At 61.5% G+C, this 623-nt stretch carries 1 protein-coding gene; it reads left to right on the top strand.

All coding sequences use genetic code 11. The annotated features are described in order from the left end of the window. On the top strand, positions 1-565 hold a 565-nt coding region (locus EN780_RS36670; protein ID WP_128276615.1), incomplete at its 5' end, for a transporter substrate-binding domain-containing protein. Positions 566-623: the final 58 nt, after the last annotated feature.

Below are 623 nucleotides of genomic sequence, written 5' to 3'. Positions count from 1 at the left end.
GTTCATCACGCCGAAACGCCTCGAGACCATCGACTTCACCCAGCCTTATGCGATCGACCCGGGTGGTTTCGCAGCCGCCAAGGACAGCGACCTGGGCAAGCTCGGCGCTTCGACCGAGAAATTCAACATGGACGATGAGGCTGCTACCAAGGCCGCGATCGATAAGTTGAAGCCCTTGCTGAAAGGCAAGGTGGTCGGCGTCCAGGCGGCAACGGCGATGCTCGAATTCGTCAAGAAATACTTCGGGGACACGGTGGAGATCCGCGAGTACAAGACGACCGAGCAGCACGATCTCGATCTGGCCGCGGGCCGCATCGACGCGATATTCGCTCAGAAGACGGCGCTCGCCGCGACGCTTGCAAAACCCGAATTCGCGAACTTCACGGTAGCGGGGCCCGGCTTTGTCGGCGGTCTGTTCGGCGCCGGAACCGGTGCGGGCCTGAGGAAGGAAGACACCAAGCTCAAGCAGATGCTCAACGACGCGATCAGCGCCGCGATCGCCGACGGCACCATCAAGAGCATCTCGGAAAAATGGGTGAAAACGGACGTGACGCCGGTCAAGTAGCCATTTGGGGACTTGTTCGGCCGGTCGGTGTCGACCGATCGGCCGGACGCCCCTGATC

Source organism: Mesorhizobium sp. M4B.F.Ca.ET.089.01.1.1, from assembly GCF_004022605.1.
Classification (GTDB): Bacteria; Pseudomonadota; Alphaproteobacteria; order Rhizobiales; family Rhizobiaceae; genus Mesorhizobium; species Mesorhizobium abyssinicae.
This window is presented reverse-complemented; position numbering and strand designations above follow the sequence as displayed.